Genomic DNA, 21479 nt, shown 5'->3' on the forward strand with positions numbered 1-21479 from the left:
CCCGGCGCCCCCGTGCGCGCCGGGCCGGGGCCGCGTCAGGCGGCCGCCCGCCGCGCCTTGACGGCGCTGTCGACGAGGCCCCAGACGGTGATGCCGGCGATGACCACGACGGCCACCCGGGCCACGGTCTGCGCGCCGCCCTCGCGGAGCCACGCGAACCGCTGGACCAGGTCGGGGTTGAGCAGCCGGTCGGTGAGGAGCAGCCCGGCGACCGGCACCGCGAACGCGAGGTCGAGCACCACCTTGACCCCGACCAGCGGCCAGGTCCACCGCCCCGACCGGTACTTCGCGATCTCCAGGCCGATGGTGCCGACCAGCACCGCGGCCAGCACCGGCAGCCAGAAGCTCCACAGTGCCGGGTCGATGATCGGCAGCCGGGAGCCGTCACCGGAGAGCCAGGGCTGGAAGTGCTGCCAGGGCAGGAACCCGATGGCGAGCACCAGGAACGTGACCGAGCCGCAGAAGTCGACCAGGGTCACCTGCCGCTCCCCGGGGGCCTCGGGCAGGTGGTCGACGTGCCACTCGGGCAGCTTCAGCGGCGGGTTCAGCCGTTCGGCGACCGCGAAGACGAGGGTGATCCAGAACGCGGTCTGCACCGCCGTCTGCAGGGCGGCGACGACCCCGGCCCCAATGGCCGCGCCGGGATCGCCGCCGACGGTCGCCCTGGTCACCCCGGTCACCACGCCGGCGACGGCCGGGGCGAAGCTGAGCAGCAGCCGGAGCAGGCGCCACCAGACCAGGAAGAAGCGCGGGCCGATGAGCTGCAACCGGCGGTCGGTGTAGCGGGCGGCGAGCTGCTCGGGGTTGCCCAGCTCGGTGAGCACCTCGCGCTCGGCGGTGCCGCGGTGCTGGCCGGCGTCGACGCGCCCGTCGATCATGTCCTCGATGGACGCGCGCAGCTCGGTCGCGATCTCGGGGCGGCGTGGAGCCGGGACCGTGCGCAGGGTGGCGGCGACGTAGCGGTCGGTCAGCGTGGTCATCGGTCCGCTCCTTCGATCAGCGCGTTGACGGAGGTCTGCACGGCGGCGAGGTCGTCGAGCAGACGGCGCAGCACCGCCTCGCCGTCGGTGCTGGTGCGGTAGAACTTGCGCGGCCGGCTCTCCTCGGTGTTCCACTCGCTGGTCAGCAGCCCCTGCTCCTCCAGCCGCCGGAGCAGGGGATACAGCGTGTTCGCGTCGACCGGGAAGCCGTGCGCGCCCAGCCGCTGCAGCAGCGCGTACCCGTAGTCGGGGCGCCGCAGGGTGACCAGGCTGGCGACCACCACGGTGCCGCGCCGTAACTCCTGAAGATGGGTCCGGAGGACGTCCTCGCTAACCATGAGTCGCACTATACCGTGTGGCACACACTATTGGTTTCCATTACACCGTCGTGCGACGTGCAGCATCACGCGGAGAGACCCGGACCACCCCCGGCGCGGACGGTGGAGGGCGTCGGGGGACCTCGGTAGGGTAGGTGCCGGTCGGCTCCGACCATCAAGATCCAACCGCCGGGGGGCGCCACGCATGGCCGATTCGTTCGCGCATCTGCACGTGCACACCGAGTACTCGATGCTCGACGGCGCGGCCCGGCTCAAGGATCTCTTCGCCGAGGCCGCGCGGCTCGGCATGCCGGCGGTCGCGATCACCGACCACGGCAACATGCACGGCGCGAACGACTTCTACAAGCAGGCCACGGCCGCCGGGGTCAAGCCGATCCTCGGGGTCGAGGCGTACGTGGCGCCGGAGTCGCGCTTCCACAAGCAGCGGGTCAAGTGGGGTCGCCCCGAGCAGAAGAGCGACGACGTCTCCGGTAACGGCGCGATCACCCACATGACCATGTGGGCGGCGAACCGGACCGGCCTGCACAACCTGTTCAGGCTCAACTCGCGCGCCTCGATGGAGGGCCACTACGTCAAGTGGCCCCGGATGGACATGGAGCTCATCGCCGAGCACGCCGAGGGCATCATGGCCACCACCGGCTGCCCCTCCGGCGCGGTGCAGACCCGGCTGCGGCTCGGCCAGTTCGACGAGGCGCTCAAGGTCGCCGCCGCCTACCAGGACATCTTCGGCAAGGACAACTACTTCCTGGAGATCATGGACCATGGTCTCTCCATCGAGAAGCGGGTCCGGGAGGACCTGACCACCATCGCCCGCAAGCTCGACATCCCGCCGGTGGTCACCAACGACTCGCACTACACGCACGAGGCCCAGGCCGAGGCGCACGACGTGCTGCTCTGCGTGCAGACCGGCAGCAACATCGCCGACCCCAACCGGTTCCGGTTCGAGGGCGGCGGCTACTTCGTGAAGTCCGCCGAGCAGATGCGCGCGGTCGACTCGTCCGAGCTCTGGCAGCAGGGGTGCCGCAACACCCTGCTGGTCGCCGAGAAGGTCGACCCGGCCGGGATGTTCGAGTTCCACAACCTGATGCCGCGCTTCCCGATCCCGGACGGCGAGACCGAGGAGTCCTGGTTCCGCAAGGAGACCTTCGCGGGGTTGCAGCGCCGCTTCCCGAACGGCATCCCGGAGGGGCACGTCGTCCAGGCGGAGTACGAGCTGGGCGTCATCATCCAGATGGGCTTCCCGTCGTACTTCCTCGTGGTCGCCGACTTCATCCAGTGGGCGAAGAGCCAGGGCATCGCCGTGGGTCCGGGTCGTGGCTCCGCCGCCGGCTCGCTGGTCGCGTACGCGCTGGGCATCACCGACCTGGACCCGATCCCGCACGGCCTGATCTTCGAACGGTTCCTCAACCCCGAGCGGGTCTCCATGCCGGATGTCGACATCGACTTCGACGAGCGCCGGCGCGGTGAGGTGATCCGGTACGTCACCGACAAGTGGGGCGAGGACAAGGTCGCGCAGATCGCCACCTTCGGCACGATCAAGGCCAAGGCCGCGATCAAGGACTCGGCCCGGGTGCTCGGCTACCCGTACGCGGTGGGCGACCGGATCACCAAGGCGATGCCCCCGGCGGTGATGGGCAAGGACATCCCGCTGTCCGGCATCTTCGACCCGAAGCACCCGCGCTACGCCGAGGCCGGCGAGATCCGCGGCCTCTACGAGTCCGACCCGGACGTCAAGAAGGTCATCGAGACCGCGAAGGGCATCGAGGGGCTGATCCGGCAGACCGGCGTGCACGCGGCCGGCGTGATCATGTCCGCCGAGCCGATCATCGAGCACATCCCGCTGATGCGGCGCGACTCCGACGGCGTGATCATCACGCAGTTCGACTACCCGACCTGCGAGTCGCTCGGGCTGCTGAAGATGGATTTCCTCGGCCTGCGGAACCTGACGATCATCGACGACGCGGTCAAGAACATCCAGCTCAACCACGACAAGGAACTGGATCTGCTGGCCCTGCCGCTGGACGACAAGGCCGCCTATGAACTGCTCGCCCGCGGTGACACCCTGGGCGTGTTCCAGCTCGACGGCGGGCCGATGCGCTCGCTGCTGCGGCTGATGAAGCCGGACAACTTCGAGGACATCTCCGCCGTGCTGGCGCTCTACCGGCCCGGCCCGATGGGCGTCGACTCGCACACCAACTACGCGCTGCGCAAGAACAACCTCCAGGAGATCACCCCGATCCACCCGGAGCTGGAGGAGCCGCTGCGCGAGATCCTCGCGCCCACCTACGGCCTGATCGTCTACCAGGAGCAGGTGCAGCGCGCCGCGCAGATCCTCGCGGGCTACAGCCTCGGCCAGGCCGACCTGCTGCGCCGGGCGATGGGCAAGAAGAAGAAGGAGATCCTCGACAAGGAGTTCATCCCGTTCCGGGACGGCTGCCGCGAACGCGGCTACTCCGACGAGGCCATCCAGGCCGTCTGGGACGTCCTCGTCCCGTTCGCCGGCTACGCCTTCAACAAGGCGCACTCGGCCGCGTACGGCCTGGTCTCCTACTGGACGGCGTACCTCAAGGCGCACTACCCGGCCGAGTACATGGCGGCGCTGCTCACCTCCGTCGGCGACGACAAGGACAAGATGGCGCTCTATCTGTCCGAGTGCCGCCGGATGGGCATCCAGGTGCTGCCGCCCGACGTGAACACCTCGGCCGGCCCGTTCACCCCGGTCGGGAAGGACATCCGGTTCGGCCTGGCGGCCATCCGCAACGTTGGCGCGAACGTGGTCACCTCGATCATGCGGTGCCGGGAGGACAAGGGCGCCTACGCCGACTTCTACGACTTCCTGTCCAAGGTGGACGCGGTGGTCTGCAACAAGAAGACCATCGAATCGCTGATCAAGGCCGGGGCGTTCGACTCGATGGGTCACCCGCGCAAGGGCCTGCTGGCGGTGCACGCCGACGCGATCGACGCGTACGCCGACGTCAAGCGCAAGGAGGCGGTCGGCCAGTACGACCTCTTCGGCGCCGGCTTCGGCGACAGCGACACCGGCGGCAGCACCACGGTCATGCCGACCATCGCCGAGGGGGAGTGGGACAAGCGCGACAAGCTCGCCTTCGAGCGCGAGATGCTCGGCCTGTACGTCTCCGACCACCCGCTGTTCGGCCTGGAGCACGTGCTCGGCGCCGCGGCCGACTGCACCATCACCGCGCTCTCCGAGGAGGGCACGGTGCCCGACGGCGCGGTGGTCACCCTGGCCGGCATCCTCTCCGGCGTGCAGCGCCGGGTCACCAAGCAGGGCCGCGCCTGGGCCTCGGCCACCCTGGAGGACCTGGCCGGTGGGGTCGAGACGCTCTTCTTCCCCAACACCTACGAGGTGATCGGCCAGTACATCGCCGAGGACGCCATCGTGGTGGTCAAGGGGCGGGTCGACCGGCGCGACGACATCCCGCGGATCATGGCGATGGACATGTCCATGCCGGACATCAGCAGCAACCCGGCGAACAAGCCGGTCACCCTCACCATCCCGGTGCACCGGTGCACCCCGCCGCTGGTGGAGAAGCTCAAGGAGACCCTGGTGCTGCACCCCGGCGACACCGAGGTGCACGTCAAGCTGCTCAACGGCGGCAAGACCACCACGCTGCGGCTCGGCCCGTTCCGGGTCGCGGCCACCACCGCGCTGATGGGCGACCTGAAGAGCGTCCTCGGCCCGGCCAACGTCAGCTGACCCGTCCCGCCGCGCGATCCCCGCTCCCGGAATTCGCGCTCGTGGCGGGATCGCGCTCGATCAGGGAAGTAGTGGCCTCGCGCCGGCGGTGAGGCCACTACTTCCAGGAAACTTCCAGGATTGAATGCGATCTTGCGGGCGGACGGGGCAGCGCGGCCGCGGCCGCCGGGCAGCATGGGGGGATGCCATCGACCGAGCTGCTGCGGGTACGCGACCTGGTGCCGGACTTCCTCGCCTGCCTCGACGAGTGCGCGGGGACGCCGGCGGCGGGCTGGCCCGAGCGGTGGCGGTCCCGCTACCTGGGCCGGCACCACGACATCTTCCGGTGGCTCGACCGGGACGGGGAGTGGACCGGTGCCGAGGACCTCCCCGGCACGCTGCTCGGGCTCCGCGACCGGACCGGCGACCTCGCCGCCCGCGCCGAGGCGGTACGGGCGCTGCTGCCCGACGGGGTGGCCGCCGTCTGCGACGCGCTCGGCTGGTCGGACCCCGACGACCCGGTGGAATGCGTGGTGCTGGTCGGGCTGCACCGGGCCAACGGCTGGGCCGACGCCCTCGACGGTCGGTACGCCCTCTTCCTGGCGGTGGAGGAGCTCGGCCCGCCCGGCGACGACCGGCTGCTCGTGCTCCACGAGGCGGCGCACGTCGTCCACGACCGGCTCGCCGGGATCCGCGACTGGCCCGACCACGGGGTGGCGAACGGCCTGCTCACCGAGGGGCTGGCCACCCAGGTCTCGGCGGAACTCGATGCCGGCCGCCCGGACGAGGACTACCTGTGGTTCGGCCGGCCCGGGCAGCGGTCCTGGCTCGACGAGTGCCGGCGGCGGTGGCCGGAGATCGTGCACCGGATCACCGCCGACCTGGACGCCACCGATCCGGCGCACCACGCCGCGTACTTCCTCATGCGGGACTCGCCGCTCGCCGGCGACCTGCCGAAGCGCTGCGGCTACCTGGTCGGCCTGGCGGCGGTGCGCCGGCTGCGCGAGCGGCACCCCCTGCCCGAGATCGCCTCCTGGCCGCTGGACCGGGTACGGCAGGAGATCAGGCAGGCGCTGACCGACCTGCCCCCGCCGGCCTGAGCCGCGCGATCGCGGGCGTTTGGCAGGGGTGGCAGGATCGGCCAATGGATCATGAGCTGGCGCCCTCGGCCGTACACCTGCGTGAGCACCTGCGGAACCAGTTCCCCACCCGCATGGTGGAGGTGCTGCCGCCGGCCGCCGGCCCGATCTACGGTCGGGTTCCCCGCTTCCACGTCTTCCGCCTGTCGCCGGGCCGAGGGGAGTACGGCTGGCTGTACGTCACGGCCGGACTGTGGGACGCCACGCAGCACGACGGCCACGGCTTGGAATTCGTCATGCTGGCCGCCGAGCCGTCCGACCGGCACGTCGAGACGGTGACGATGACGGCGTACTACCACGCCGCCGGCGGGCGCAACGCTCTCGACCTCGGACACACCGTGCCGATCGGGCAGCCGTGGCTGCCCCGGTCCCGCTGCGACCACGTGCTGGTCAGCCTGCCGTACCTCTGGGGACCCGACCTGGAGGTCTGCGCCTTCCCCGAGGGGCACATCCGGGTGCTCTGGCTGCTGCCGATCACAAAGGCGGAGAAGACCTTCCGGCACCGGCACGGGCTGGAGGCACTGGAGCAGCGGTTCGAGGACGCGGAGATCGATCCGGCGGACCCGGGACGGGCTTCGGTGGTCGAGCCCGACCCGGGCCTGGCGGGTCGGGCTCTGCGTGCACTGGGACGCCGGCCCGCTCGATGAGTCGTTTCCACAGCCGGACGTCGTTGATGGCGAGTTGAAGCCCGGCGCGGTCGGCCGACGTCAGCCGGTGCACGACCGGCGGCTCAGGGTCGGTGGCCGCAGAGCACGTCCCCGGCCGCGTCGGAGGTCTCCAGCACCACCGTGTGGTAGCTCTCGATGCACGACAGGATCGCGTCACGCGGGCCGTCCCGCCAGGCGTCGCTGCCGTAGAACGCCTCCTCCTGCTCGTCGCGTACGGCCAGGGACGGGAAGCCCCGGATCAGGTACGCCTCCTCGTGGCCGTCCTCGCGAACCAGGGACGGTCCGGCGGCCACCACCCGGATGCCGAAGCGGCCGAGCAGCGGCGCGGCGTCGTCCCGCAGCACCCGGACGAACTCGTCCACGGTGCCGGGCTTCAGCCGGTAGGTGCGGATCTCGAGAAACATCGGCGGCCTCCGGAGCGGGTGAGAAGTCGACGCTATCGGCCGCACCCGCACCGCACCATCCGGTTCGGGCCGCCGCGCCTACACCGGCCGGTACTCGACCTCGGGGCGGCCGGGCGTGCCGTACCGGGGGGCCCGGACCGCCCGGTCGGCCGAGACCAGGTATTCCAGGTAGCGGCGGGCGGTCACCCGGGAGATGCCGGTCCGCTGGCTGACCTCGGTCGCGGAGAGCGCGGCCCCGTCGCCCAGCGCGGCCAGCACGGTGTTCAGCGTCTGCTCGTCCAGGCCCTTCGGCAGGGTGTGCCGGGCCGTGCCGCGCAGCGTGGCGAACATCCGGTCCACCTGGTGCTGGGCGGCCACCTCGCCCTCGGCGAGCGCCTGCCGCCGGTACTCGGCGTACCGCTCCAGCTTGTCGCGGAACGCGGCGAAGGTGAACGGCTTGAGCAGGTAGTGGGTGACGCCGAGGGAGACCGCGGTGCGGACCACCGCCAGGTCCCGTGCCGAGGTCACGGCGAGCACGTCGATGCTGCTGCCGGCGGCCCGCAGCGCCCGGCAGACGTCCAGCCCGGGCAGGTCGGGCAGGCGGAAGTCGAGCAGCACCAGGTCGACGTCCGCGCCACCGCGGTGCCGCAGCGCCGCCATCGCCTCCCGCGCGGTGTGCGCCACCCCGACCACCACGAAGCCCGGCACCCGCTCGGTGTACGCCTTGTGCGCCTCGGCCAGCAGCGGCTCGTCCTCCACCACCAGCACCCGGATGTCGTTCATGCCGGCACTCCGCCGGCCCGCGGCTCCACCGCGCGGTGCCGGTCGATCCGCTCGCTCATCGCGGCTCCCTCGGGATCGGCAGCCGGACGGTGAAGACGGTCTCCCCGTCCTCGGTGCGGCCGACGTCGGAGCTGCCGCCGTGCCGGCGGACCACCTGCCCGACCAGGGCCAGGCCCAGCCCCCGGCCGGCGCTCTTGGTGGACCAGCCACGGCGGAACGCGTCCGCCACCCGCTCCGGGTCCAGCCCCGGGCCGGTGTCGGCGACCCGGACCACCAGCTGGTCGTCGTCCGCGCCGACCAGGACCCGGACCCGGCGGGGCGGGGCGGTGCCGGCGACCGCCTCCAGGGCGTTGTCGACCAGGTTCCCGACCACCGTGAGCAGGTCGGTGCTGGGCAGGGGGCTGTCGTCGAGGCGGCAGTCCGGGTCGATCACCAGGTCCACACCGCGCTCGCCCGCCCGCGCCGACTTGCCGAGCAGCAGCGCGGCCAGCGCGGGCTCGGTCACCGCCCCGACCACCCGGTCGGTGAGCTGCTGGGCGAGTTCCAGGTCGCGGGTGGCGAGCCGGACCGCCTCGTCGGCGCGGCCCAGCTCCACCAGGGTGAGCACGGTGTGCAGCCGGTTCGCCGACTCGTGGGTCTGCGCCTGCAACGCCTCGGTGAGCGCGCGTACCGAGTCCAGCTCGCTGGCCAGGTTGCGCAGCTCGGTCTGGTCGCGCAGGGTCAGCACGGTGCCGAGCACCGCCCCCTCGAAGCGGGTGGTCCGCTGGTTGACCACCAGCACCCGGTCGCCGGCGAGGACCGCCTCGTCGTGGGTGTCCCGGCCGGCGGCGACCAGCTCGGCCACGGCCGGGGGCAGGTCGACGTCGGCCACCGGCCGGTCGGCCACCGCGGCGTCCTCGGCGAGCCCGAGCAGCCGGCGGCCCTCGTCGTTGACCAGCGCCACCCGCCGGTCCCGGGTGAGCACCACCAGTCCCTCGCGGACGGAGTGCAGGACGGCGTCGTAGTACTCGTACATCCGGGTCATCTGGGCCGGTCCGAGGCCGTGGGTCTGCCGCCGCAGGCGGCGGCTGAGCAGCCAGGACCCGGTGGCGGCGAGGGCCAGCGCGGGTACGGCGGCGTAGAGCAGCACCGGCACCTGGGCGAGCAGCTTCCGGTTGATCGCCTTGGTGGTGATGCCCACGGAGACCAGGCCGACGATGCGGTGCCCGTCGCCGTACACCGGGACGACCGCGCGCACCGACTCGCCGAGCGTGCCGGTGTTGGTGGTGGTGAACGACGCCTCGCCGGCCAGCGCGGGGCCGATGTCACCGATGAACGGCTGACCGATCCGGTTCGGGTCGGGGTGCGAGTAGCGCGTCCGGTCCGGGGCCATCACCACCACGAAGTCCGTTCCGGTCGCCTTCCGGATCGACTCGGCGTACGGCTGAAGGGTGGCCGAGGGGTCGGGAGCGGCCAGGGCGGCGCGGACCTCGGGGGCGTGCGCCACCGTCTGCGCCACGCCGAGGACCTTGTCCTTCGCCGCCTGCTGGGAGTCGCTGCGGGCCAGCCAGACGGCGCCGGCCGCGCCGGCCAGCACGAGCAGCGTCACCACCACGGCCTGGAGGGCGAAGAGCTGACCGGCGATGCTCCACTGCCGTCGGGCCACGATCTCCTCCTTCCGCCGCTGGTCGTCCGGCAAGTCTGGCGCATCCTGCCGGCGCGGTTTCGGCCGTGCTTCGCGCAGGTGAACAGAATGAACGCAAGCGTGCCCCCGGTTGAGACGCGCTTCACATTGTGGGCATGGACACCACCACACCCACCCCCGCGGTCGCCCGGCCCGTCCGCCGGGACCGGACGCGTTACCTCTACCTGGCGGTCATCGTGGCCGTCCTGGCCGGCATCGTGGTCGGCTTCGTCGCGCCCGAGTTCGGCAAGGAGCTGAAGCCGCTCGGAACTGGCTTCGTCAACCTGATCAAGATGATGATCAGTCCGGTCATCTTCTGCACGATCGTGCTCGGTGTCGGTTCGGTGCGGCAGGCGGCCCGGGTCGGCAAGGTCGGCGGCCTCGCGCTCGGCTACTTCCTGGTCATGTCGACGGTGGCGCTCGCCATCGGCCTGGTGGTCGGCAACATCATCCACCCCGGCTCCGGCCTGCACCTCGGCCCGGAGCTGGCCGGCTCCGGACAGAAGGCGGCCGGCGGCGAGGCCGGCGGCAGCGTCGACTTCCTGCTCGGCATCATCCCGACCTCGCTCCTCTCCGCGCTGACCGAGGGGTCGGTGCTCCAGACACTGCTCGTCGCCCTCCTGGTGGGCTTCGCGGTGCAGGCCATGGGCAGCCGGGGCGAGCCGGTGCTGCGGGCCGTCGGCGTGCTCCAGCGCCTGGTGTTCAAGGTGCTCGCGATGATCATGTGGGTGGCCCCGATCGGCGCCTTCGGCGCGATGGCCGCCGTGGTCGGCGCGACCGGCATGGACGCGTTGACCAGCCTGGCCCAGATCATGCTCGGCTTCTACGCCACCTGCCTGATCTTCGTGCTGGTGGTGCTCGGCACGCTGCTCTGGCTCGTCGCCCGGATCTCGATCTTCTCGCTGCTGCGCTACCTCGGCCGGGAGTTCCTGCTGATCCTGTCCACCTCGTCGTCGGAGTCGGCGCTGCCCCGGCTGATCGCCAAGATGGAACACTTCGGCGTCGGCAAGCCGGTCGTCGGCATCACCGTGCCGACCGGCTACTCGTTCAACCTCGACGGCACGGCGATCTACCTGACCATGGCCGCGCTCTTCATCGCCGACGCGCTGGGCAAGCCGATGGCGATCGGCGAGCAGATCGGCCTGCTGGCGTTCATGGTGATCGCCTCGAAGGGCGCCGCCGGGGTCACCGGCGCCGGCCTGGCCACCCTCGCCGGCGGCCTCCAGTCGCACCGGCCGGACCTGGTCGACGGCGTCGGACTGATCGTCGGCATCGACCGGTTCATGTCCGAGGCCCGGGCCCTGACCAACTTCGCCGGCAACGCGGTGGCCACCGTGCTGGTCGGCACCTGGACCGGCGAGTTCGACCGGGCGCAGGCCCAGGCGGTGCTCTCCGGGGCGCGGCCCTTCGACGAGGCCACCATGCTCGACCCGGACGACGCGGACGAAACGCCGGCCGACCCCGGCACGTCCCCGCACCCCGCCCCCCTCGCCAACACCCCTGCCTGACCGCCGGCCCCGCCCCGGCCTTGCCGATCTTGGACAGTGCCCGCTCGTGAGGAACGGTAACTGTCCGAGATCGGCGGCCGTGGCGGGCGCGGGGGCGCAGGCCACGAGGGGGTGATTGGCGCTGACCAGGGTGCCGTGGTCGCGGTTAGCGTCGCGGCATGGATCTCGAGCAGGCGCAGAAGCTGTGGCAGCCGGAGCCCGGTTGGCTGAACACCGCCACGTACGGGCTGCCGCCCGACCCGACCTGGACGGCGGTGCAGGAGGTGCTCGCCGACTGGCGGGTGGGCCGGGTCTCCTTCGAGGTCTGGGACGCCTCGGTCGCCCGGGCCCGGGCCGCGTTCGCCGGCCTGATCGGGGTGAGCGCCGCGGACGTGACGGTGGGCAGCACCGCGTCGCAACTGATCGCCCCGGTCGCGGCCGCGCTGCCGCCGGGGGCGACCGTGCTGGTCCCCGAGACCGAGTTCACCTCGATCCTGTTCCCGTGGCTGGCCCAGGAGGAGCGCGGCGTGCGGGTGCGGACCGTCCCGCTCGCCGGCCTGGTCGACGCGATCGACGCGGCCACCGACCTGGTGGCGTTCAGCCTGGTGCAGTCCTCGGACGGCACGGTCGCCCCGTACGAGCGGATCGTCGCCGCGGCCCGGGCGCACGGCGCCCTCGTCGCGGTGGACGCCACCCAGGCCTGCGGCTGGCTGCCCTTCGACGCCGGCCTGGCCGACGCGGTGGTCGTCGCGGCGTACAAGTGGCTGATGGCACCGCGCGGTGCCGCGTTCGCCCACCTGGCCTCCGGGCTGCGGGACCGGATGCGTCCCGACGCCGCCAACTGGTACGCCGGGGCGGACCCGCACAACTCCTACTACGGCCCGCCGCTGCGGCTCGCCGACGATGCCCGGCGCTTCGACATCTCGCCGGCCTGGTTCAGCTACGTCGGGGCCGCGCCCGCCCTCGAGCTGCTGGCCGAGGTCGGCCTCGACGCCGTGCACGCGCACGACGTCGCGCTGGCCAACCGATTCCTCACCGGGTTGGGCCGGCCGCCCGGCGACAGCGCGATCGTGACGGTGGAGGTGGCCGGCGCGCAGGAGAAGCTGGCCCGGGCCGGGGTGCGCGCGGCGGTCCGGGCGGGCCGGGTCCGCGCCTCGTTCCACCTCTACACCACCGAGGCCGACGTCGACCTGGCGCTGGACGCGTTGGCCGGCTGACGAGCCGGGGGAGGGCTCCCGCCCCGGGACCGGGCGGGAGCCCCCTGTGCGATCCGCCGCGCGGCGACGCCTCGACGTCGCTGCCGCGGTGGATCATGCTCAAACTAGCGGTGCGAGTTTTCAGCCGTCCAGACCCCTCCTTCCACCGTGGAGGTGAGGCCACGCCGCCACGCGGCTGACTAGGGTGCGTGGGCAGGTGCGGTCGGACGGGGAGGATGGCATGGCGGGACGTGGCCCAGGGTGGACTCAGGGCGCCGGCGGCCCGGCGGGAGTGGCATAGGGTGCCGCGCCCCCGCCAGGCCCTGCTGAGCCGGGAGAAGATCGTCACCACCGCGCTCGCCCTGATCGACGCCGACGGCCTCGCCGCGCTCTCCACCCGACGGCTGGCCGCCGCGCTCGGCGTGCAGGGGCCGTCGCTCTACAACCACTTCGCCACCAAGGACGACATCCTCGCTGCGGTCGCCGACAGCGTCACCGCCACCGTCGACGTCAGCGCCTTCGGCCGGTACGACTGGTGCGAGGCGCTGCGGCGCTGGGCCGGGTCGTACCGGGCGGCCCTCGCCGCGCACCCGAACATCGTCCCGTACCTGGCCCAGGGGCCGGGCCGGCGGCCCGCCGCCCTGGCCATGGCCGACGCGGTCTACGGGGGCCTGGTCCGGGCCGGCTGGCCGCCGGCGCGGGCCACCCACATCGGCGCGGCCCTGCGCTACTACGTCGCCGGTTCCGCTCTCGGCTCGTTCGCCCGGGGCTTCGTCGAGGATCCGGCGCTGTACGCCGCGCACCCGCACCTGAGCCAGGCGCACCGCCTCGCCGGTCACCAGCGCAGCGTGGACGAGGGCGCCTTCGTCCTCGGCCTGGACGCGCTGCTGCACGGGCTGGCCGCCGAGTACGAGCGGAGCGTCGCCGGGGCGGAGCCGGTCAGCTGAGCCCGCCGGCCCGCCCCTCGATCAGCGTGGCGTAGCCGTCGAGGAGGCGGCGCAGGCCGAAGTCGAAGACGGTCTCCAGGTCGACGTCGATCGCGCCCTCGCCGGTCAGCGCGGCCATCGTGGCGAGCCCACCGCTGGTGAACATCCGCCGGAAGTCGTCCCGGTGCCGGTCCACCCACTCGTCGTCACTGAGGCCGGTGTCCTGCACCGCCTGCGCGCCCGGTTCCAGGTTGGTGGCGATGCCGCGCACGTACGCCATCAGGGTGATCGTCACGTGCCACCGCGCGTGCCGGTCCAGGCCCAACCCCTCGGTGGCCCGCAGCGCCCACTCGGTGTGCGCCATGCCGTTCGGCAGCGGTTGGGGACGGGCCATCGAGATGACGTGCGGCAGCCAGCGGTGCCGCCGGTAGACCGCCCACTGCGCCCGGGCCATCAGGTCGAGGCGGGCCCGCCAGCCGGCCGGCGGAACGGTGGGCAGCGGGGCGTCCCCCAGCACCGCGTCGGCCATGGCGAGGATCAGGTCGTCCCGGCCGCGCACGTGACGGTAGAGCGACATGGTGGCCGTGCCCAGGTCGGCGGCGAGCTGCCGCATGGAGACCGCGCCGAGCCCACCCGCGTCGGCGAGGGCGACGGCCCGGCGGACCAGCCGGTCCCGGCTCAGCTCCGGCTCGCCGCCCGTTCGCGGGCGAGGGGCCGCCGGCCGGGCCGGGGCGACCACGGTGCCCGCGCCGGGCCGGGTCAGCACGAGGCCCTCGTCGCGGAGCAGGGCGAGGACCTTGGTGGCGGTGGCGATCGCCACCCCGTGCTCGCGGGTCAGGCGGCGGGCCGACGGGACCGGGTCGCCGGGACGCAGCTCCCCGAGGTCGATGCGGCGGCGGAGCTCCGCCGCGATCCGCCGGTACGGCGGCTCCGGGCGGGTCATCACGGTCCTCCCCGGGAAGCGTACTAGTGCGGGGCGCCGGCCAGGCCCCCGCCGGGGGCAGCGTACTAGGTCGGGAAGGGCGGGCGGAACGGTCCGGCCCTACCGTCCGAGGCGGATCCGGCGCGGACCGGGTTGACGGTGTACGCACGAACTCGGGAGTACTGTGATGAACGACAGGACCGTGCTCATCTCCGGCGCCGGCATCGCCGGCCCCGCCCTGGCCTTCTGGCTGCGCCGGTACGGCTTCGCCGTCACCGTGGTGGAACGCGCGCCCGGGCTGCGCCCCGGTGGGCAGGCGGTCGACGTCCGGGGAACCGCCCGCGAGGTGGTCGCGCGGATGGGGCTGACCGACCGGATCCGCGCCGAGTGCGTCCGGGAGCAGGGGATGGCGTACGTCGACGCGCGGGGCGAGGTCCGCGCCCGGATGCCGGTGCACGCCTTCGCCGGCGAGGGCATCGTCGCCGACATCGAGATCGAGCGCGGAGACCTGGCCCGGGTGCTGTACGAGGAGACCCGGTCCGACGTGGAGTACGTCTTCGACGACTCGATCGAGGCGCTCACCCAGACCGACGACGGGGTGCGGCTCACCTTCACCCGCTCGTCCCCGCGCACCGTCGACCTGGTGATCGGGGCGGACGGCTCGCACTCCCGCACCCGGGCCCTCGCCTTCGGTCCCGAGTCGGCGTACGTCCGGCCGCTCGGGGCGTACCTGGCCTACTTCACCACCCCGTACCCGGACGAGACCGGCTGGTTCCTGCTGCACAACGCCCCCGGCGGCCGGGTGGTCGGCACCCGCCCGAACCGGCACGGCCGGTCCAGCGCCTTCTTCAGCTTCGCCTCGCCGGAGCTGGACGTGGACCGCCGGGACCGGGCGGCCCAGCAGCGGCTCCTCGCCGCGCGTTTCGCCGACGTGGGCTGGGGCGCGGCCGACCTGCTGGCCGCGATGGCCGACGCGCCGGACTTCTACTTCGACCGGTACGGGCAGGTGCGGATGGACTCCTGGAGCGCCGGGCGGGTGGCGCTGCTCGGCGACGCCGCCTGGTGCCCGTCCCCGCTGACCGGGCAGGGCACCAGCCTCTCGCTGGTCGGGGCGTACCTGCTGGCCGGGGAGCTGGCCGCCGCCGGGGGCGACCACCGGATCGCGTACCGCCGCTACGAGGAGGTGCTGCGGGCGCACGTCCGCAAGGGCCAGGAGCTGCCGGGTGGCGGGATCTCCGGGTTCCTGCCGGGAAGTCGGACCGCGATCCGGATGCGGGACGCGTCCATGCGGGCGATGACCTCCCGCCCGTTGCGCGGGCTCGCCACCCGGCTCTTCTTCAGCCACGCCGAGGGCCTCACCCTGCCCGAGTACGCCGCGACCCGGTGACGGTGGCGCGCCACATGTCGACGGCCGCCGATCCCGATCGGGCCGGTCCGGCGAGGGGGTGCGGGCCCGCCCCTATGGAGGGCGGGCCCGCCTCACGCCGGTCGAATGTGTGGGCAATCGACATGGCTCGACCGCTTCGCCGCACCGTAGGTTTCCTGCACGCGACGGCCCTGTGACCCCGGTCACCGACCTGGCCGGCGCGGGACGGACCTGCGGAGGGTGAGGCGATGGCCGGGCAAGCGATCCTGTCGGCCCGTGGGCTGACCCGGGACTTCCGGGGCTTCCGGGCCGTCGACGGGGTCGATCTCGACGTGGCGCCGGAGACGGTGCACGCCCTGGTGGGCCCCAACGGTGCCGGCAAGACCACGCTGTTCAACCTGCTCACCGGCTTCCTGCCGCCCAGCGGGGGCCGGATCGAGCTGGCCGGCCGGGACGTCACCGGCCTTCCCCCGGAGCGGGTCGCCCGGCTGGGCGTGGCCCGCTCCTTCCAGATCACCAGCCTGTTCCCGCAGCTCTCCGCGCGGGAGCACGTGCAGCTGGCCCTCCAGTCGCCCAGTGGGCTCGGCTGGCGGTTCTGGCGCTCGGCCACGCTGATGCGCCGCTACCGGGACCGGGCCGACGAGCTGCTCGCCATGGTCGACCTCGCCGAACTGGCCGAGGCGCCGGCCGAGGCCCTGGCGTACGGCCGTAAGCGGGCCCTGGAGCTGGCCATCGCCCTCGCCCTGGACCCGAAGGTGCTGCTGCTCGACGAGCCCACCGCCGGGATGGGGCTGGAGGACGTCGACCGCACCGTCGACCTGATCGCCGCCGTCCGCAAGGGACGGACCGTGGTGATGGTCGAGCACAACATGAGCGTGGTCGGCCGGCTCGCCGACACCGTGACCGTCCTGCAGGCCGGCAAGGTGCTGGTCGAGGGGCCGTACGAGCAGGTCCGTACGGACGAGCGGGTCATCACCGCCTACCTGGGAGCCGCAGATGCTGCGCATTGAGAACCTCTCCGCCTGGTACGGCGAGGCGCAGGTGCTGCGGGAGGTGAGCCTGGAGGTGGCCGCCGGCGAGGTGGTCACCCTGGTCGGCCGCAACGGGGCCGGCAAGTCCACCCTGCTGCGCAGCGTGATGGGGCTGCACCCGGGCCAGCGGGGCACGATCAGCCTGGACGGCCGGGACATCACCAGGATGCCGGCGTACAAGCGGGCCCGGGCCGGGCTCGGCTGGGTCCCCGACGACCGCGGCGCGTACGCCTCGCTGACCGTCACCGAGAACCTCACCCTGCCGCCCCGGGTCGGCCCCGACCCGTGGTCCCTGGAGCGGATCTACGAGGCGTTCCCGGCGCTGCACACCCGGCGTGACTCGGCGGCCACCATGCTCTCCGGCGGCGAGCAGCAGATGCTCGCCCTGGCCCGGGTGCTGCGGATGGGCGCCCGGCTGCTGCTCTGCGACGAGCCCACCGAGGGGCTGTCGCCGCTGCTCGTCCAGCAGGTCGGTGACCTGCTGCGGGAGGCCAAGCAGCACGGCGTGACCGTGCTGCTGGTCGAGCAGAACCTGCACTTCGCCACCGGCGTCGCCGACCGGCACTACCTGCTGGCCGAGGGACGGATCGCGGAGGCGATGGAGAACTCCGAGGTGCGCTCGCGGGAACGCGAGCTGCTGGCGTACCTCGGCATCTGAATCTCACAACGGCACATTGAGCCGCGCCTCGGCGCGGATGTGGAGGGATCGGCATGCGCAGAACCGCAGGTCTGGCGGCGGCGTCCGCCGTCGCGCTGCTCGCCGCCGGGTGCGGCGGCGGTGGTCCGAGCGGGTCGGGCAGTTCCAAGCTCACCGACGACAAGATCGTGCTGGGTGTCCTCAACGACCAGTCCGGGGTGTACGCGGACGCGTCGGGCCCCAACTCGGTGAAGGCCGTCCAGATGGCCGTCAACGACTTCAAGGCCAAGTACGGCGACAAGGCGATCACCAAGAACATCAGCGTCGAGTCCGCCGACCACCAGAACAAGCCGGACATCGCCAACACCAAGGCGGCCGAGCTCTACGACCGCAAGGGCGTCGACGCGATCCTCGACGTGCCCACCTCGTCGGCCGCCCTGAAGGTCGCCGACGTCGCGAAGGCGAAGAAGAAGCTCTACTTCAACATCACCGGGGCGACCACCGACCTGACCGGCAAGTCCTGCAACAAGTACACGTTCCACTACGCGTACGACACCTACATGCTGGCCCACGGCACCGGCACGGCGGCGACCCAGCAGGGCGCCAAGAACTGGTACATCGTCTACCCGGACTACGCGTTCGGGCAGGACATGGAGAAGAAGTTCTCCGCGGCCGTGGAGGGCGCCGGGGGCAAGATCGTCGCCAAGGACGCCACGCCGTTCCCGAACGACAACTTCTCCACCTTCCTGCTGAAGGCGCCCACCCTGAACCCGAAGCCGGACACCCTGGGCACCATGCAGGCCGGCGGTGACCTGGTGAACCTGGTCAAGCAGTACAACGAGTTCAAGCTCCGGGACAAGGGCATCGGTCTCGCGGTCGGCCTGATGTTCCTCACCGACATCCACTCGCTGACCCCGGCGGCGCTGGCCGGCACCACCTACACCGACGCCTGGTACTGGAACTTCGACCAGCAGAACCGCGAGTTCGCCGACCGGTTCCAGAAGGAGACCGGCACCCGGCCCACCTTCGCGCACGCCGCCAACTACTCGGCCGCGATGCAGTACCTGGAGGCGGTGCAGGCGGCCGGCACGGACGACGCGGACACCGTGGTGAAGCAGCTGGAGGGCAAGGAGATCAACGACGTCTTCCTGCGTAACGGCAAGATCCGCGCCGAGGACCACCGGGTCATCCACGACGTGTACCTGGCCCAGGTGAAGCCGGAGTCCGAGGTCAAGGAGCCGTGGGACTACGTCAAGGTCCTGAAGACCATTCCGGCGGCCGAGGCGTTCGCGCCGCCGTCGGCCGAGTGCAAGATGTGACGAGGCCATGACCGGTTTCCTTCAGCACACGTTCGACGGGTTGGTGAACGGGGCGTTCTACGCCCTGCTCGCCCTCGGTCTGGCGGTCATCTTCGGGATGCTCCGCGTGGTCAACTTCGCCCACGGCGCCTTCTACATGCTCGGCGCGATGGGGGCGTACGTCCTGCTGTCCGAGTTCGGCGTGCCGTTCTGGTGGGCGCTGGTGATCATGCCGGTGGTGCTGGGGGTGCTGGGCATGGCGCTGGAGCGGGCCTTCGTGCACCGGCTGGCCCAGCTCGATCCGCTCTACAACTTCCTGCTCACCTTCGGCCTCACGCTCATCCTCCAGGACCTGGTGAAGTCCCGGTACGGCGTGCAGTCGAGCCCGTACTCCACACCGGCGGAACTCGGCGGCTCCGTCGACTTCGGGCTGTTCGACTTCCCGACGTACCGGGTCTTCGTGCTGGGCTTCGCCGTGGCGATCTGCGTCGCGGTGTGGTGGCTGCTCACCCACAGCCGGGTGGGCATGGTGGTGCGGGCGGCGACCGAACGCCCGGAGCTGACCCGGGCGCTCGGGATCAACGTGGGACGGTGGGTGACCCCGGTCTTCGGCTTCGGCATCGCGCTGGCCGGGCTGGCCGGGGTCCTCGCCGCACCGATGCGCGCGGTCAACCCGCTGATGGGTTCCGACCTGATCATCGTGGTCTTCGCGGTGGTGGTGATCGGCGGCCTCGGCTCGATCTTCGGGTCGGTGGCCGCCGGGTTCGGCATCGGTCTGATCCAGGCGTGGGGCGTGGTCTACCTCGCCGACTGGCCGATCCTGTCCCAGACCCTGGTGTTCATCGTGATGGCCGTCGTGCTGATGTGGCGTCCGGCCGGCCTGTTCGGGCGTGAGGAGGCACCGGCATGACCACTGTGGTCGACAGCGAGCCCGGGGCGAAGCCGGGCCCGGCCCGCTCCGGGCTGGTGGCCGTGGCCCGGGCCCCCTGGTGGGTCCGGTACGTGCTGCTGGCGGTCGGGCTGGCGGTCGCGCTCTGGCTGCCCAACGGCCTCTACCCGGCGGTCGCCGTGGACATGCTGTGCTGGGCGCTCTTCGCGGTCTCGGTGGACCTGCTGCTCGGCTTCACCGGCCTGATGTCCTTCGGCCACGCCGCCTTCTGGGGCACGTCGGCCTACGTGGCCGGCCTCGCCGCGATCAAGGCCGGCCTGCCGTTCCCGCTCGCGGTGCTGGCCGGTGCGGTGGCGGCGGCCGTGCTCGCCGTCCCGATCGGCTACCTCGCGGTGAAGCGGACCGGCATCTACTTCGCCATGGTGACGCTGGCCTTCGCCCAGATGATCTACTACGTCGCCAACAAGTGGGGCACGGTCACCGGCGGCGAGAACGGCCTCCAGTCGGTGCCGCGCGAGCTGGGCGGGCTGGACCTCTCCGACGAGTACTACTTCTACTACGCGGCGCTGCCGATCGCGCTGCTCGGTCTCTGGGCCGCGTGGCGGATCGTGAACTCGCCCTTCGGCCGGGTGCTCGTCGGCATCCGGGACAACCCGGCCCGGGCCCGGGCCCTCGGCTACCCGGTGCACCGGTACAAGCTGACCGTGTTCGTCCTGTCGGCGTTCCTCGCCGGGCTGGGTGGCGGGTTGTTCGTGATGGGGCACCAGTTCGTCTCGCTGGACTCCCTGCACTGGACGACGTCCGGCAAGGCGGTCATCGTCGTGGTGCTCGGCGGCATCGGCACCCTCTGGGGCGGGGTGATCGGCGCGGCGCTGCTCGTCCGCCTGGAGGACTGGCTGTCCTTCTCCGGCTTCGAGCAGGTCGGCCTGGTCACCGGCACCATCTTCGTGCTGGCGGTGCTGTTGTTCCGCAAGGGCATATGGGGCACCGCGGTGGCGCTGGCCCAGCGCTGGGCGACCCGCCGGCAGCGCGACAGGTGAGGAACGGCCCCCTGCTGACGCTTTCGATCCAGCAGGGGGCCCGCTCAACCTTCTCCCGGCAGGATGCCGCGCAGCAGCGCGGCGATCGCCGCCTCCGGGTCGAAGTCGTCCGCCGGCCCGGCCAACTGGTTGGCGAGCAGGCCGTCCACCAGGGCCAGCAGCATCGGGAAGTGCGCGGCCGGGTCGGTGGAGCCGAGCTCGGCGAGCACCGGCAGGCCCCACTCGGCCAGCCGATCCCGGCCGGCGGTGACCTCGGCGCGTAGCGCCGGCTGGACGGCCGCCTCCGCGAAGAGCGCGTACCGGGCCAGGGTGAGCACCCGTCCCTCGGTGGTGAGCTGCCGGATCAGCCGCCCGAGCACGGTCGCGAACGCGGTCCGGTCCCCGGGCGGCAACTGCCCGGCGAGTTGGTCCCACGCCGCCGTCTCCACCTCGACCAGCCGGCCGAACACCCCGGCCACCAGGGCTTCCCGCGTCCGGTACGCGTTGGACGCGGAGCCGGCCGGCAGCCCGGCCTCGGCGTCCACGGCGCGATGGGTGAGCTGCCGCAGCCCTCGGGTGCCGAGGACCCGGATGGCCGCGTCGAGCAGGAGCTGTCGCCGGTCCGTCACGCCCGCCAGACTACAGGCGTAGTGCTGGGCACTACATCTGTAGTACGGTGCCGGCATGGGGATGCGTGCGGTGGTGGTCGGTGGCGGGATCGGCGGGCTGGCGGCGGCGATCGGGCTGCGCGCCGCCGGCTGGGACGTCACCGTGCGGGAGCGCGCCGCGGCGCTGCCCGAGCGGGGCACCGGGCTGGGCATCTGGCCCGCGGCCCTGCGGGCGCTGGACGCGCTCGGCGTGGGGGAGGAGGTGCGGCGGCGGGGGCGCCGGCAGCCCGGCGGGGCCATCCTGCGCCCGGACGGCAGCCGGATCGCCACCATCGACGTGGGCCGGCTGGAGCGGCGGCACGGGGAGCCGGTGCACCTGGTCACCCGGCCGGTGCTGCTGGCCGCCCTGGCCGGCGCGTTGCCCGCGCCGGTGCTGCGGCTCGCCGACC

Annotated in this window: 20 protein-coding genes; 13 read left to right on the top strand and 7 right to left on the bottom strand. The window is 72.4% G+C overall.

The window, feature by feature from the left end:
* Window positions 1-35: 35 nt before the first annotated feature.
* Entirely contained in the window at window positions 36-980 is a 945-nt protein-coding gene (locus ACWEVO_RS07125; RefSeq protein WP_452306665.1) for a permease prefix domain 1-containing protein, read from the bottom strand.
* Complete coding sequence (locus ACWEVO_RS07130; protein ID WP_452306666.1) at window positions 977-1318, bottom strand: PadR family transcriptional regulator; 342 nt, start codon at window positions 1316-1318, stop codon at window positions 977-979. The genes ACWEVO_RS07125 and ACWEVO_RS07130 overlap by 4 nt, the downstream gene beginning before the upstream one ends.
* A 184-nt stretch (window positions 1319-1502) precedes the next feature.
* On the opposite strand from ACWEVO_RS07130, the gene dnaE reads away from it, so the two are divergent.
* The 3 genes from dnaE to ACWEVO_RS07145 all read left to right on the top strand — a co-directional run bounded on the left by dnaE (window position 1503) and on the right by ACWEVO_RS07145 (window position 6801).
* Complete coding sequence (gene dnaE, locus ACWEVO_RS07135) at window positions 1503-5036, top strand: DNA polymerase III subunit alpha (RefSeq protein WP_452306667.1); 3534 nt, start codon at window positions 1503-1505, stop codon at window positions 5034-5036.
* A 182-nt stretch (window positions 5037-5218) separates the two neighbouring features.
* Window positions 5219-6115 (top strand): hypothetical protein, encoded by an 897-nt coding sequence (locus ACWEVO_RS07140; RefSeq protein ID WP_452306668.1) that lies wholly within the window; start codon window positions 5219-5221, stop codon window positions 6113-6115.
* Between the two features lie 44 nt (window positions 6116-6159).
* Window positions 6160-6801 carry a suppressor of fused domain protein gene (locus ACWEVO_RS07145; RefSeq protein ID WP_452306669.1) on the top strand — a complete coding sequence of 214 codons (642 nt, stop codon included), beginning with the start codon at window positions 6160-6162 and terminating at the stop codon, window positions 6799-6801.
* 83 nt (window positions 6802-6884) lie between these two features.
* Here ACWEVO_RS07145 and ACWEVO_RS07150 read toward each other — a convergent pair whose 3' ends face one another.
* From ACWEVO_RS07150 to ACWEVO_RS07160, 3 genes are all read right to left on the bottom strand, one after another.
* On the bottom strand, window positions 6885-7226 hold the full coding sequence (locus ACWEVO_RS07150; protein ID WP_452306670.1) for an NIPSNAP family protein: 342 nt from the start codon (window positions 7224-7226) through the stop codon (window positions 6885-6887).
* A gap of 78 nt (window positions 7227-7304) precedes the next feature.
* Complete coding sequence (locus tag ACWEVO_RS07155; RefSeq protein ID WP_452306671.1) at window positions 7305-7988, bottom strand: response regulator; 684 nt, start codon at window positions 7986-7988, stop codon at window positions 7305-7307.
* A 55-nt stretch (window positions 7989-8043) separates the two neighbouring features.
* Window positions 8044-9633, bottom strand: coding sequence for an ATP-binding protein (locus tag ACWEVO_RS07160; RefSeq protein WP_452306672.1), 1590 nt, complete (start codon window positions 9631-9633; stop codon window positions 8044-8046).
* Between the two features lie 134 nt (window positions 9634-9767).
* Here ACWEVO_RS07160 and ACWEVO_RS07165 point away from each other — a divergent pair, with 134 nt between their 5' ends.
* The 3 genes from ACWEVO_RS07165 to ACWEVO_RS07175 all read left to right on the top strand — a co-directional run bounded on the left by ACWEVO_RS07165 (window position 9768) and on the right by ACWEVO_RS07175 (window position 13281).
* Window positions 9768-11159: a cation:dicarboxylate symporter family transporter gene (locus ACWEVO_RS07165; protein ID WP_452306673.1), complete on the top strand. Its 1392-nt coding sequence runs from the start codon at window positions 9768-9770 to the stop codon at window positions 11157-11159.
* Window positions 11160-11317: 158 nt separating this feature from the next.
* Window positions 11318-12355, top strand: coding sequence for an aminotransferase class V-fold PLP-dependent enzyme (locus ACWEVO_RS07170; protein WP_452306674.1), 1038 nt, complete (start codon window positions 11318-11320; stop codon window positions 12353-12355).
* A gap of 281 nt (window positions 12356-12636) precedes the next feature.
* On the top strand, window positions 12637-13281 hold the full coding sequence (locus tag ACWEVO_RS07175; RefSeq protein ID WP_452306675.1) for a TetR/AcrR family transcriptional regulator: 645 nt from the start codon (window positions 12637-12639) through the stop codon (window positions 13279-13281).
* On the opposite strand, the gene ACWEVO_RS07180 is transcribed toward ACWEVO_RS07175, so the two are convergent.
* Window positions 13274-14203, bottom strand: a complete 930-nt coding sequence (locus ACWEVO_RS07180; protein WP_452306676.1) for a TetR/AcrR family transcriptional regulator C-terminal domain-containing protein — start codon at window positions 14201-14203, stop codon at window positions 13274-13276. The genes ACWEVO_RS07175 and ACWEVO_RS07180 overlap by 8 nt on opposite strands.
* Before the next feature lie 166 nt (window positions 14204-14369).
* On the opposite strand from ACWEVO_RS07180, the gene ACWEVO_RS07185 reads away from it, so the two are divergent.
* The 6 genes from ACWEVO_RS07185 to ACWEVO_RS07210 all read left to right on the top strand — a co-directional run bounded on the left by ACWEVO_RS07185 (window position 14370) and on the right by ACWEVO_RS07210 (window position 20443).
* Window positions 14370-15569: an FAD-dependent monooxygenase gene (locus ACWEVO_RS07185; RefSeq protein WP_452306677.1), complete on the top strand. Its 1200-nt coding sequence runs from the start codon at window positions 14370-14372 to the stop codon at window positions 15567-15569.
* A 227-nt stretch (window positions 15570-15796) separates the two neighbouring features.
* Window positions 15797-16558, top strand: coding sequence for an ABC transporter ATP-binding protein (locus ACWEVO_RS07190; RefSeq protein WP_452306678.1), 762 nt, complete (start codon window positions 15797-15799; stop codon window positions 16556-16558).
* Window positions 16545-17237 (top strand): ABC transporter ATP-binding protein, encoded by a 693-nt coding sequence (locus tag ACWEVO_RS07195; RefSeq protein ID WP_452306679.1) that lies wholly within the window; start codon window positions 16545-16547, stop codon window positions 17235-17237. Before ACWEVO_RS07190 ends, ACWEVO_RS07195 begins: the two co-directional genes overlap by 14 nt.
* Window positions 17238-17290: 53 nt before the next feature.
* A complete protein-coding gene (locus tag ACWEVO_RS07200; RefSeq protein ID WP_452306680.1) occupies window positions 17291-18535 on the top strand; it encodes an ABC transporter substrate-binding protein in 1245 nt (414 codons plus the stop codon).
* 7 nt (window positions 18536-18542) lie between these two features.
* Complete coding sequence (locus ACWEVO_RS07205) at window positions 18543-19424, top strand: branched-chain amino acid ABC transporter permease (protein WP_452306681.1); 882 nt, start codon at window positions 18543-18545, stop codon at window positions 19422-19424.
* The gene (locus tag ACWEVO_RS07210; RefSeq protein WP_452306682.1) at window positions 19421-20443 is read left to right on the top strand and encodes a branched-chain amino acid ABC transporter permease; all 1023 of its coding nucleotides are present in this window, start codon (window positions 19421-19423) and stop codon (window positions 20441-20443) included. Before ACWEVO_RS07205 ends, ACWEVO_RS07210 begins: the two co-directional genes overlap by 4 nt.
* Before the next feature lie 44 nt (window positions 20444-20487).
* On the opposite strand, the gene ACWEVO_RS07215 is transcribed toward ACWEVO_RS07210, so the two are convergent.
* Entirely contained in the window at window positions 20488-21051 is a 564-nt protein-coding gene (locus ACWEVO_RS07215) for a TetR/AcrR family transcriptional regulator (protein ID WP_452306683.1), read from the bottom strand.
* A gap of 55 nt (window positions 21052-21106) precedes the next feature.
* Here ACWEVO_RS07215 and ACWEVO_RS07220 point away from each other — a divergent pair.
* Window positions 21107-21479: FAD-dependent monooxygenase (locus ACWEVO_RS07220; RefSeq protein WP_452306684.1), on the top strand; the 373-nt coding region annotated here is incomplete at its 3' end.

The sequence above is a fragment of the Micromonospora sp. NPDC003776 genome, from assembly GCF_053605645.1.